Consider the following 11,687-nt stretch of genomic DNA (forward strand, 5'->3'; position numbering starts at 1 on the left):
CGATGAAAAAAGAGAAATTACAAAGAATAAAAAAGCTTGTGGAAGAAACATATAGTACCTTTCTCCACAAGCTGAGGACAAGGGAATACCTTGTCCTTTTTTTTGTGCATATTTTTCCAACTGCAGGAAATAATGAACTTTGTACAGCAGCCCCTGTTAGGAGGGAAAGATATGACAAGGAACAAAGTCGAAATCTGCGGAGTAGATACTTCAAAACTCCCTGTCCTGAAAAATGATGAAATGAGAAAGCTGTTTAGGCAGATGCAAAGCGGAGAAACATCTTCAAGAGAAAAATTGGTCAACGGCAACCTGCGGCTTGTCTTGAGTGTCATTCAGCGATTTAACAACCGGGGAGAATATGTGGACGATCTCTTTCAGGTTGGCTGTATTGGTTTAATGAAATCTATTGATAATTTTGATTTGGGACAGAATGTGAAATTTTCCACCTATGCGGTACCAATGATTATTGGAGAAATAAGAAGATACTTGAGAGACAACAATCCAATCAGAGTATCAAGATCTCTTCGTGACATTGCTTATAAGGCGCTTCAGGTACGGGAGAGACTAATGAGTGAAACATCCCGCGAGCCTACTGCTGAAGAAATTGCTAAAGTACTTGAAGTTCCTCATGAAGAAATCGTGTTCGCACTCGATGCGATTCAAGATCCTGTTTCATTATTTGAACCCATTTATAATGATGGAGGAGATCCCATTTTTGTTATGGATCAGCTGAGCGATGAAAAAAACAGGGACATTCACTGGATTGAGGAAATCGCCTTAAAGGAAGGCATGAGAAGATTGAATGACAGGGAAAAACTTATTTTAAGAAAACGGTTCTTTCAGGGTAAAACACAAATGGAAGTTGCCGATGAAATAGGCATTTCCCAGGCACAGGTATCCAGGCTTGAAAAAGCGGCCATTAAACAAATGAACAAAAATATACAGCATTAATAAAATTCGAAAAAGGCTGCCGTGCAACTGACGGCAGCCTTTTGAATGAGATGAAAAAAAGCTGAAGCAGAGCCGTCCAGCACCATTGCTTATTTCATAGCTTTCTTGTTGGCAAAGCAAGTATAGAAGTAGGCATAGTTTTCAGTTTTGCCAACATAGATTGTTATAAGGATAATTGAGATGGAGGGCAGCATCAATGATGAATATTTCGGATTTTCAAATGAAGGATATCGTAAACGTTTCAGACGGAAAAAGGCTTGGCAACGTTAGCGACTTTGATATTAATGTAACAACCGGAAAAATTCAGGCAGTGATTATTAATGGTTCGGGAAAGGTACTGGGCTTTTTCGGAAAAGAAGAGGAATTTGTCATCCCATGGCGAAATATTGTAAAGATAGGAGAAGATGTCATTCTCGTTCGAGTTCAGAAAAACCCTGATGAAATCAGTGAATAATTGCAGGATTCCTGATGAAGCACCAGGGATATATGTGGTAAAATAGGGATGAACCTGAATGACTTAATAATCTTGTCGAAAAGGGAATGAATGAGCATGGCTTTTACAGAGCCTTTTCTTCACAAAGAAAAGCCAATTTTAATAACTGAATCATGGACCAGTCTACATCCCCGTCTGATTGCGGGTTTCTCAACTAAACTTGAAGGGGAAAGCAGAGTGCAGAAGAATACGCTGAATCTCGGGCTTCACGTTGGCGACAGCACGGAGCTTGTGTTAAAGAACCGGGAAAAAGCTGCAGCTCTGCTCGGCTTTTCAGGAGACTCATGGGTCTGTGCAGAACAGGTTCATGATCACCATATTCAAAAAGTAGGGCAGCGTAAAAATCAGGATTTGGGTTTTACATCTTATGATCATGCTATAAAGGGTGCTGACGGACTTTACACGGATCAGGAGGGCCTCCTGCTGGCACTTTGTTATGCAGACTGCGTGCCGCTGTATTTTTTCGCAGGGGATAGAAATATGATTGGTGCAGCACATGCAGGCTGGAAGGGCAGTGTAGGGAATATAGGCGGAAAAATGGTTGACATATGGAGAGAAGAGGAAAATATATCTCCTGAAACAGTGTTTGTCATCATTGGCCCCTCAATAGGCAGCTGCTGCTACGAGGTAGACGATTACGTTAAAAGCAAGGCAGACAGCGTGCTGTTCGATAAAAAAATAACGAATCCTCCTTATCTGGAAAAAGACTCCGGAAAATATGCTCTGGACTTAAAGGAATTAAACAGACAGCTGCTGATTGCGAGCGGCGTTAAGAAAGAGCATATTATTACTTCTTCTCTCTGTACCAGCTGTGAAGACAATTTGTTTTTCTCACACAGAAGAGATAATGGACATACTGGGAGAATGATGAGTTTTATCGGCATCAGTAAGGAGGACAAGGAAAATTGAACGTCAAGAATTCAGCTGAAGAAATTAAGAACAACATCAAGATAGTATGTGCAAAAACAGGTCGTGATCCTTCTGAAATTACGATTATTGCAGTAACAAAATATGTTTCAGTGGAACGCGCAAAAGAAGCAGCTGCAGCCGGAATAACAGCCTTGGGAGAAAACCGGGCAGAGGGTCTGCTGGAAAAATATGAAGCTTTAGGCAGCGAAGCTCAATGGCACTTTATCGGTTCTCTTCAAACCAGAAAAGTGAAGGAAATTATAGATAAGGTTACTTACATACATTCTGTGGACAGGCTGTCGCTTGCAAGGGAAATTTCTAAAAGAGCTGCGAAGCCGATCAAATGTTTCGTCCAGGTGAACACCTCCGGCGAGGAATCAAAATCAGGTTTGCAGCCGGATGAAACTGTCAGCTTTATTGAGTCGTTACAAGAGTATGAACATATAGAAGTGGCCGGTCTGATGACAATGGCACCTCTTACAGATGATGAGGAAGTATTGAGAAACTGCTTTTCCTCATTGAGAAAGCTCAGAGATGCTGTTAATGCACTTCAACTTAAACATGCTCCTTGCACCGAGTTGTCAATGGGGATGTCTAATGATTATAAAATTGCAGTGGAAGAAGGAGCCACTTTTGTAAGAATTGGCTCCGCACTAGTAGGTAATTCAAATGGAGGTGGATAAAAAACATGAGTATGAAAAACCGCTTTAAAAGCTTTTTTGCCCTGGATGAAGAGGAAGAATATGAATACGCAGAGCAGCCTTATCAGGAGGATGAGCCTTTGAAGGAATCAGGTTCGGCCAGATCCGGGTCAAAACAAAATGTAGTAAGTTTGCAAAGTGTGAATAAATCCTCTAAAGTTATACTGTGTGAACCGCGTGCATATTCAGAGGCACAGGGCATTGCAGATGAAATTAAAAACCGCCGTGCCGTCCTGGTGAATCTCCAAAGAATTCAACATGACCAGGCAAAGCGGATTGTCGATTTCCTGAGCGGAACGGTTTATGCGTTAGGCGGGGATATTCAGCGGGTTGGCATGAATATTTTCTTATGCACGCCTGACAATGTAGATGTTTCAGGTACAATTTCAGAGTTAGCACCTGAAGAAGATCAGCAGAGGTGGTAGATTTTAATGGTCCTATTGTTTAATGTTTTAAGTACTGCTTTATCAATTTATTCCTGGGCATTGATTATTTATATTCTAATGTCCTGGTTTCCCAACGCTCGTGAATCAAGTGTTGGCCAATTTCTTACTTCAATTTGCGAGCCCTTCCTTGAGCCGTTCCGGAGATTTATTCCTCCGCTTGGCATGATTGATATTTCGCCGATTGTCGCGATTTTTTCATTGCGGCTTGCACAGGGCGGCCTTGCTGCCATTTTCAGAATGCTTATGTAAAAGGGACATGTTCTGTCCCTTTTTGATTAGGAAAGAAAATAAGCAGAACTTAGAGTGTTTTCCACTGCAAACCCTGCAGACATGGATCTCGCTCTCTTCCTAGTTATAGGGGCACCAGTCCATACGCCGCTGAACGGGCGCATACGCTTTTCATTGTCTAGCTACGACGGACAGGACGTCCTAGTGCCGGCGTTGGCACAGGACGTGCCGTTCTTAGCCGGCCATCGCCCAGCGTCTAGTGGACTTCGCTCCCTTCCCTGCGATAAGTCAACATGTAATTGCTTCGCTCTTCGTGTTTCCTTTATCTCAGATGCAAAAAGCGGAGGCGACTGCCCAGTCCCGACAAGCATAAGATGTACTGCGGCGCGGCGGTTTTTGCCGCATAGCAGTACATCTTATGACTCAAGGGACTAGGAGCCGCAGCTTGATCAGGTGCTCCAGTCCATACGCCGCTGAACGGGCGCATACGCTTTTCTAATATTAATTCGGAGTTGTCATTATGAACCATATTTATCAGCATTTCAGACCTGAGGAGCGGCAGTTTATTGAAAAGGTTCAGGAGTGGAAGGATCAGGCTGAAGCAAACTATGCTCCTAAACTGACAGACTTTCTTGATCCCAGGGAACAGGATATCGTCCAGAGCGTAGCCGGGGCTGGAGAAGAAGTGCTTCTTCAATTTTCCGGAGGCGGGGATTCAGCAGAAAGAAAAAGAGCACTGTTCTATCCCTCTTATCTGGAACCCCGGCAGGATGATTTTCATTTGTCTTTCCTCGAAGTTCGCTATCCCGCCAAATTTGTGTCACTGGATCACCGGAATGTTCTCGGCGCATTAATGTCTCTAGGGCTGAAAAGACCCAAGTTCGGTGACATTCTTGTTGGCAGTGAATCAGTTCAAATCATTGCTGCCAAAGAAGCAGAAGACTACATTATGATGAATTTGACTGAAATCGGGCGATCTAAGGTTAGTGTAAGAAAGATTGAGATGACTGACATCGTTCAACAGCAAAGTGAAGAAGAGACATTCTCTGCTACTGTCTCGTCCCTCCGTATCGACGCCGTAGCTGCTGCTGTATATAAACAATCCAGGCAGAAAATCCAGCCATATATCAGCAACGGGCTTGTAAAAGTTAACTGGAGGATTGTAGATCAGAATTCTTTTGAATGCCGCGAAGGGGATACCATATCTGTCAGGGGATTTGGCCGGTCGAAACTGACTGCAATTGATGGAAAAACGAAAAAAGATAAGTGGAGAATAACCGTTGCCAAGCAAAAATAAATAAAGTATTAGCAGGATTTCAATGGAAACTGTCGAAATATGCTTTATAATATAACTACAGATAAATTGCTTGATTACATATGGAGGTGGAAACAGTGGCTTTAACACCGCTTGATATACATAACAAAGAATTCGGCAAAGGATTCCGCGGTTATGATGAAGATGAAGTAAATGAGTTTCTTGATCAGGTTATCAAAGATTATGAAATGGTTATAAGGGAAAAGAAGGAACTGGAAACAAGGGTAATGGAATTAACAGACAAGCTGGGACACTTTTCTTCAATAGAAGAGACGCTCAATAAATCCATTCTGATTGCTCAGGAAGCAGCGGAAGATGTGAGAAGGGGAGCTCAGAAAGAGTCCAAGCTGATTATAAAAGAAGCAGAAAAAAATGCCGACAGAATCATTAACGAATCTCTATCAAAGTCTCGGAAAATCGCTATGGAAATTGAAGAATTGAAGAAGCAGTCTAAAGTATTCAGAACTCGCTTTCAAATGCTGATTGAAGCTCAGCTCGACCTTCTGAAAAATGATGACTGGGATCACTTGATGGAGTATCAGCCTGAGTCCATTTATGATGAAGAGCGTGAAGAAGCAAAGGTGTAGGTTGACGGGGAAGCTTCTTTTCCGCTATAATACTGAATCATAATAATGATTGATTAGAATGCAATGAAACGATGAAAGGGACAGTAGCTCTTTACATTCCTGCTTTTTAGCGAATCAGGGCCGGTGCAAGCCTGGTGCAGGAGAAAGAATGAACATCACCCTTGAGTTCCCGGCTGAACCATTCAGTAAGCTGCGGCGTTTGTTCACGTTACGAACATCTGAGAGGACAGGAATCTAAAAAAGATGCTTGTCTAAAAGGGTGGTACCGCGAGATAAACCTTCTCGTCCCTTTAAGGGATGAGAAGGTTTTTTATTTTGTCCAAAAAAGTATAATTAGCCCCGTACAGGAGGAAGAACATGGATTATAAAGACACATTATTAATGCCGAAGACAGAATTTCCGATGAGAGGAAATCTGCCGAACAGAGAGCCGCAGGTACAAGAAAAATGGAATGACCTTGATATTTATCAAAAAGTACAGGAACGTACAAGTAACCGTCCGTTTTTTATTCTTCATGACGGGCCGCCGTATGCCAACGGTGACATCCATATGGGGCATGCGATGAATAAAGTCCTCAAGGATTTTATCGTGCGTTATAAATCCATGAATGGCTTTCATGCACCATATGTTCCCGGCTGGGATACGCATGGTCTTCCAATTGAAACAGCTCTTACAAAGAACAAAAAAGTCAAAAGAAAAGAAATGAGTGTCGCTGAATTCCGCAGGCTCTGTGAAGAATATGCCTGGGAGCAAATTGACAACCAGCGCGAGCAATTTAAGCGTCTTGGCGTCCGTGGAGACTGGGAAAACCCTTATGTAACTTTAAAGCCCGAATATGAAGCACAGCAAATTAAAGTGTTCGGTGAAATGGCCAGAAAGGGTTATATTTATAAAGGCCTTAAACCTGTCTATTGGTCTCCTTCCAGTGAATCAGCACTAGCAGAAGCTGAAATTGAATATTATGACAAAAAATCTCCTTCTATCTATGTTGCATTTTCAGTAAGTGATGGGAGAGATGCTTTAAACGGCGGGGAAAAAATCATCATCTGGACAACAACTCCGTGGACAATTCCTGCGAACCTTGGCATCTCAGTTCATCCTGATCTGGAATATTCAGTTGCAAAAGTGAACGAAGACAAGTTTATTGTAGCGTCTGCCCTGCTAAAAGAAGCAGCCGAAACGCTCGGCTGGGAGTCCTATGAAGTTGAGAAGACGCTGAAAGGCAGCCAGCTGGAAAATGTAAAAGCAAAGCATCCGTTATATGACAGGGAATCTCTTGTAATGCTTGGAGAGCATGTTACGACAGATGCGGGAACAGGTTGTGTTCATACTGCTCCAGGGCATGGGGAAGACGACTTTATTGTTGGGCAAAAGTATGGACTGGATGTTCTGTGCCCGGTTGACGAAAAAGGCGTAATGACCAGAGAAGCGGCAGGCTTTGAAGGCCTGTTTTATGATGAAGCTAATAAGCCGATTACTGAGGCTCTTCAGCAAGCTGGAGCATTGTTGAAATTGACCTTTATTACTCACTCCTATCCTCATGACTGGAGAACGAAAAAGCCGACGATCTTCCGGGCAACTGCACAATGGTTTGCATCCATTAAAGATTTTAGGGAAGATCTTCTTCAAGCTGTTAAAGATACAAAGTGGGTCCCTGCCTGGGGAGAAACACGCTTGTTCAACATGGTGCGCGACCGTGGAGACTGGTGTATTTCAAGACAGAGAGCGTGGGGTGTTCCGATTCCGGTATTTTATGCTGAATCTGGCGAGCCAATCATAACCGATGAAACAATTGATCATGTTTCTGCACTATTCAGAGAGAATGGTTCTAATATTTGGTTTGAAAAAGAAGCGAAAGACCTTCTTCCGGAAGGATTTACCCATGAGGGAAGCCCGAACGGCAGATTTACGAAAGAACAGGACATTATGGACGTTTGGTTTGATTCCGGTTCATCACATCAAGCTGTATTGGAAGAAAGGGATGACCTTGTCCGCCCTGCTGACCTTTATCTAGAGGGTTCAGATCAATATAGAGGCTGGTTTAACTCCTCCCTGTCTACAGGTGTAGCAGTTACAGGCAAGGCGCCATATAAGGGTGTTTTGAGTCATGGATTTGCTCTGGACGGTCAGGGCAGAAAGATGAGTAAATCACTGGGCAATGTCGTGATTCCTGCTAAGGTCATTAACCAGCTGGGTGCAGATATCCTGAGGCTGTGGGTTGCTTCAGTAGATTATCAGTCCGATGTCCGTGTTTCAGACGCCATCCTGAAACAGGTTGCTGAGGTGTACAGAAAGATCCGCAATACTTTCAGATTTCTTCTCGGAAATCTTGCTGATTTTACCGTTGAAAAGGATGCGCTCAGCTTTGAGGAGCTGCGTGAGGTTGACCGTTACATGCTTGTCAAGCTCAATAATCTGACTGAAAAAGTAAAACGCTCTTACGATTCTTATGAATTTGCAGGTATTTATCATGCAGTTCATAACTTCTGTACGATAGAACTAAGCTCTTTCTACCTGGACTTTGCTAAGGACGTTTTATACATTGAGGCTGCTGATAATAAAGAAAGACGTGCTATTCAGACAGTTCTTCATGAAACGCTCATGACACTTGTAAAGCTTGTTGCACCTATTCTTCCGCATACGGCAGATGAAGTATGGACTCATATTTCTTCCGTTGAAGGGGAAAGTGTTCAACTGACAGATATGCCGGAAGCTGTAAAATATTCAGATGCCGAAAAGCTCGAAGAAAAATGGGATAGCTTCATGGAACTTCGCGATAATGTGTTGAAAGCACTCGAAGTGGCTCGTAATGAAAAATTGATTGGAAAATCTCTCACCGCGAGCATTTCTCTATATCCTGATGCTCATACAAAAGCACTGCTGGAATCTGTAGAGGAAAATCTACAGCAAATATTTATCGTATCTGGCTTTGAAATAGCTGGAGGGATCGAGGAAGCCCCTGAGAGTGCTCAAGCTTTTGACGGAGTTAAGATAGTCATACAAACAGCAGAAGGAGATACGTGTGACCGCTGCTGGACTGTCACAACAGATGTAGGAACTGACGAAGCGCATCCAGCTTTATGCGGCCGTTGTGCGTCAATTGTAACAGAACACTATACAGCTTAATCATTATTTGTTCTGCAGTCCCTGTGAAGGTAGTCTCAGCTGAAATTACTCAACATACACAGCGTCATCCTAAAAAACCGCCCCATGGCGGTTTTTTTGATGCTCTGTCCAACTATCGACGGGTACTGTTATTTGAACGTTTCCCTCCCTCTTTAGGAAAAAGTTATCAGGCTTGAAATCCTCTGTATGGTTACACTATCTGTACAATAAGAATGCATGAGGAGCTGTTCACTATATGGCGGAACACTTGATGGAGATCTTTTATGAGCTTCAACTGATGAGGGAAGAATTACGTTCAAGGCTCTTTGAACACTGTGCATTTCATAGTCCGATGGATCCTCGAAAAGCATCGCTCATTCATTCAGTAAAAGAAGAGCTGTACGATGTGGAAAATGCGCTTCAGAAGATGGAAGCAGGACAGTTTGGGATGTGCGAAGAAACTGGCAGAAGTATTCCTGTTGAAAAGCTGCGTGTCATTCCCACCGCCAGAACCATTAAAGATTTTTCGTATCAAGAGGCATATGAGAGAAAGTCTCTTCCATTTTATGAATACAATGTGATTGCCTTCTCTGAAGATGAACCACAAAAAGAACACATTTATAGTATGTAAAATCTTTTGAGTTATGCATTTTGTTGATAAGTTCCTCCATTTTCTTTACTCTGTTTATTTTATTGTGATAAAATTCTAAGAAACAGACTTTGATAAATTGGGGGAACACTCTTGCGCTTTTTGTACTATATAATAGCCCTGCTGATTATTGCAGCAGATCAATTAACTAAATGGTGGATTATTCGCAATTTTGAACTGGGTGAACAAAGAACTGTGATAGAAGGATTTTTGTATATTACCTCCCATAGAAATGCGGGAGCAGCCTGGGGAATTCTACAGGGACAAATGTGGTTTTTTTATATTATAACGGTTATGGTAATTATCGGGATCGTCTATTATATAGAGAAATATGCTAAAGATCAGCGTTTGCTTGGTATAGCGCTCGGACTTTTGCTTGGCGGAGCCATAGGGAACTTTATAGACAGGGTTTTCCGCAAGGAAGTGGTCGATTTTGTGAATACATACATATTTACTTATGACTTTCCTATATTTAACGTAGCGGATGCAGCTCTTTGTGTCGGAGTGGGTCTTCTTCTGATACAAATGCTGCTGGAAGGCCGGAAAGAAAAGGAGAACATGAATGGAAATAATTGAATTGCACATCACCGAAGAAGAACAGGGAGAAAGAATAGATAAGATACTCTCGGTAAGAAATGAGTGGTCAAGAAGCCAGGTTCAGCAATGGATCAAGGAGAACAGAATTCAGGTAAATGGAAAGCCCGTTAAAGCCAACTATAAAAGCCAAATTGATGATGTTGTGAAAGTGAGTATTCCTGAACCTGAGTTATTGGATGTTATACCTGAAGAAATGAATCTGGAGATCTATTATGAAGACGAAGATGTGCTTGTTGTTAACAAGCCAAAAGGAATGGTCGTACATCCTGCCCCAGGCCATCTGTCGGGAACTTTAGTGAACGGCTTAATGGCCCATTGTAAAGATCTTTCAGGTATAAATGGGGTATTGCGCCCTGGAATCGTTCACAGAATTGATAAAGATACATCAGGCCTTTTAATGGTTGCCAAAAACGATGCAGCTCATGAATCTCTTGTCAATCAGCTTGTAGCTAAAACAGTTACACGCAAATATAAAGCTGTCGTGCATGGCGTGATTCCGCATGATCAAGGGACTGTAGATGCACCGATTGGCAGAGACAAGCAGGACAGACAGAGCATGACTGTGACCGATCAAGGAAGCAAAAATGCAGTCACCCATTTTAAAGTGCTGGAACGCTTTGACCAGTTTTCCTATGTAGAATGTCAGCTGGAAACAGGCCGTACACATCAAATTCGTGTACATATGAAATATATTGGCTATCCGCTTGCAGGGGATCCAAAATATGGTCCGAAGAAAACATTGAATTTAGAGGGGCAGGCACTTCATGCCGGAGTTCTCGGGTTTCAACATCCGAAAAGCGGTGAGTATCTCGAGTTTGAAGCTCCCCTGCCAACAGAGTTTTTGAGCGTTTTGGATAACCTGAGAAATAACCGTTGACAGCAGCAGAAGGTAATGGCATAATGAATGAAGTTGAATATGAACCTTTAAAACAGTCCCGTGAGGCTGAGAAGGAACCGGATACAGCAGATGCATAACCTGCTCTGTTAGAAGTGTACATCCATGCCCTCTCCCTGACCGGGAGAGGGCTTTCTTCATTTAAAGGAAATACCTTCGCAAACAGGAGGAAAGAGCAGATGGAACAAAAAGCTATTGTACTTGACGAACAAGCAATCAGAAGAGCTCTTACTAGAATTGCACATGAAATTATTGAAAGAAATAAAGGTGTCAGCGACTGCCTGCTGATTGGCATCAAAACCAGGGGTATTCACCTGGCTAAGCGGCTTGCCGAGCGCATTCAGGCTATTGAAGGAAAAGAGATCAATGTTGGCGAGCTTGACATCACTTTATACAGAGATGATTTGACTAAGAAAACACAAAGTCAAGAACCGCTGGTAAAGGGTTCCGACATTCCTCATCAGATTACTGACAAAAAGGTCATTCTGATTGATGATGTTCTGTATACAGGCAGGACAGTCAGGGCTGCTATGGATGCACTGGTTGACGCAGGCAGACCCGCGCAAATACAGCTTGCTGTTCTGGTTGATCGGGGCCATAGAGAGCTTCCGATCAGAGCGGATTATGTGGGTAAGAATGTCCCTACCTCAAGTTCGGAAAAAATCACAGTTGAACTTGAGGAAGTGGATCAGCAAGATCAGGTTTCCATCTTTCATAAGTAATTTAATACACCCTTTTAAATTCAGTCCAGTGAGGCTGCAAAGGGGGAACTAAAGGCATTCCTGTTTTCTGCAGGGTACATTCTGTCTTT

The 11,687-nt window shown here is 42.7% G+C and carries 13 protein-coding genes and 1 other annotated feature; all 13 genes read left to right on the forward strand.

Annotated features, from left to right (window positions below):
- Positions 1-171 precede the first annotated feature (171 nt).
- The 13 genes from sigG (at position 172) to pyrR (ending at position 11,598) form a co-directional block, all read left to right on the forward strand.
- A complete protein-coding gene (gene sigG / locus GJU40_RS14460; RefSeq protein ID WP_154308786.1) occupies positions 172-951 on the forward strand; it encodes an RNA polymerase sporulation sigma factor SigG in 780 nt (259 codons plus the stop codon).
- A gap of 196 nt (positions 952-1,147) precedes the next feature.
- Positions 1,148-1,405, forward strand: a complete 258-nt coding sequence (locus GJU40_RS14465; RefSeq protein WP_154308787.1) for a YlmC/YmxH family sporulation protein — start codon at positions 1,148-1,150, stop codon at positions 1,403-1,405.
- Positions 1,406-1,501: 96 nt separating this feature from the next.
- On the forward strand, positions 1,502-2,353 hold the full coding sequence (pgeF, locus tag GJU40_RS14470; RefSeq protein WP_154308788.1) for a peptidoglycan editing factor PgeF: 852 nt from the start codon (positions 1,502-1,504) through the stop codon (positions 2,351-2,353).
- Entirely contained in the window at positions 2,350-3,036 is a 687-nt protein-coding gene (locus GJU40_RS14475) for a YggS family pyridoxal phosphate-dependent enzyme (RefSeq protein ID WP_154308789.1), read from the forward strand. Before pgeF ends, GJU40_RS14475 begins: the two co-directional genes overlap by 4 nt.
- 5 nt (positions 3,037-3,041) lie before the next feature.
- Complete coding sequence (locus GJU40_RS14480) at positions 3,042-3,479, forward strand: cell division protein SepF (RefSeq protein ID WP_154308790.1); 438 nt, start codon at positions 3,042-3,044, stop codon at positions 3,477-3,479.
- 6 nt (positions 3,480-3,485) lie between these two features.
- Entirely contained in the window at positions 3,486-3,749 is a 264-nt protein-coding gene (locus GJU40_RS14485; protein WP_154308791.1) for a YggT family protein, read from the forward strand.
- 499 nt (positions 3,750-4,248) lie between these two features.
- A complete protein-coding gene (locus GJU40_RS14490) occupies positions 4,249-5,025 on the forward strand; it encodes a YlmH family RNA-binding protein (protein ID WP_154308792.1) in 777 nt (258 codons plus the stop codon).
- 95 nt (positions 5,026-5,120) lie between these two features.
- Positions 5,121-5,630: a DivIVA domain-containing protein gene (locus tag GJU40_RS14495; protein WP_343031564.1), complete on the forward strand. Its 510-nt coding sequence runs from the start codon at positions 5,121-5,123 to the stop codon at positions 5,628-5,630.
- Positions 5,631-5,692: 62 nt separating this feature from the next.
- Positions 5,693-5,923 (forward strand) — a binding site (T-box leader).
- 64 nt (positions 5,924-5,987) lie between these two features.
- On the forward strand, positions 5,988-8,756 hold the full coding sequence (gene ileS / locus GJU40_RS14500; protein ID WP_154308794.1) for an isoleucine--tRNA ligase: 2,769 nt from the start codon (positions 5,988-5,990) through the stop codon (positions 8,754-8,756).
- 235 nt (positions 8,757-8,991) lie between these two features.
- Positions 8,992-9,366, forward strand: a complete 375-nt coding sequence (locus GJU40_RS14505) for a TraR/DksA family transcriptional regulator (protein WP_154308795.1) — start codon at positions 8,992-8,994, stop codon at positions 9,364-9,366.
- 120 nt (positions 9,367-9,486) lie between these two features.
- Complete coding sequence (gene lspA, locus GJU40_RS14510) at positions 9,487-9,960, forward strand: signal peptidase II (protein WP_154308821.1); 474 nt, start codon at positions 9,487-9,489, stop codon at positions 9,958-9,960.
- Entirely contained in the window at positions 9,947-10,858 is a 912-nt protein-coding gene (locus GJU40_RS14515; protein WP_154308796.1) for an RluA family pseudouridine synthase, read from the forward strand. Before lspA ends, GJU40_RS14515 begins: the two co-directional genes overlap by 14 nt.
- Before the next feature lie 197 nt (positions 10,859-11,055).
- Positions 11,056-11,598 (forward strand): bifunctional pyr operon transcriptional regulator/uracil phosphoribosyltransferase PyrR, encoded by a 543-nt coding sequence (pyrR, locus tag GJU40_RS14520; RefSeq protein ID WP_154308797.1) that lies wholly within the window; start codon positions 11,056-11,058, stop codon positions 11,596-11,598.
- Positions 11,599-11,687: the final 89 nt, after the last annotated feature.

The organism is Metabacillus lacus, assembly GCF_009674805.1.
Taxonomy (GTDB): Bacteria; Bacillota; Bacilli; order Bacillales; family Bacillaceae; genus Metabacillus_C; species Metabacillus_C lacus.

What these genes read in the sequence shown, in the direction of transcription:
- GJU40_RS14480 (WP_154308790.1), top strand. Translation starts at nt 3,042, where the DNA reads ATGAGTATGAAAAACCGCTTTAAAAGCTTTTTTGCCCTGGATGAAGAG.
- ileS (WP_154308794.1), top strand. Translation starts at nt 5,988, where the DNA reads ATGGATTATAAAGACACATTATTAATGCCGAAGACAGAATTTCCGATG.
- GJU40_RS14490 (WP_154308792.1), top strand. Translation starts at nt 4,249, where the DNA reads ATGAACCATATTTATCAGCATTTCAGACCTGAGGAGCGGCAGTTTATT.
- GJU40_RS14515 (WP_154308796.1), top strand. Translation starts at nt 9,947, where the DNA reads ATGGAAATAATTGAATTGCACATCACCGAAGAAGAACAGGGAGAAAGA.
- GJU40_RS14485 (WP_154308791.1), top strand. Translation starts at nt 3,486, where the DNA reads ATGGTCCTATTGTTTAATGTTTTAAGTACTGCTTTATCAATTTATTCC.
- sigG (WP_154308786.1), top strand. Translation starts at nt 172, where the DNA reads ATGACAAGGAACAAAGTCGAAATCTGCGGAGTAGATACTTCAAAACTC.
- pyrR (WP_154308797.1), top strand. Translation starts at nt 11,056, where the DNA reads ATGGAACAAAAAGCTATTGTACTTGACGAACAAGCAATCAGAAGAGCT.
- GJU40_RS14505 (WP_154308795.1), top strand. Translation starts at nt 8,992, where the DNA reads ATGGCGGAACACTTGATGGAGATCTTTTATGAGCTTCAACTGATGAGG.
- GJU40_RS14465 (WP_154308787.1), top strand. Translation starts at nt 1,148, where the DNA reads ATGATGAATATTTCGGATTTTCAAATGAAGGATATCGTAAACGTTTCA.
- pgeF (WP_154308788.1), top strand. Translation starts at nt 1,502, where the DNA reads ATGGCTTTTACAGAGCCTTTTCTTCACAAAGAAAAGCCAATTTTAATA.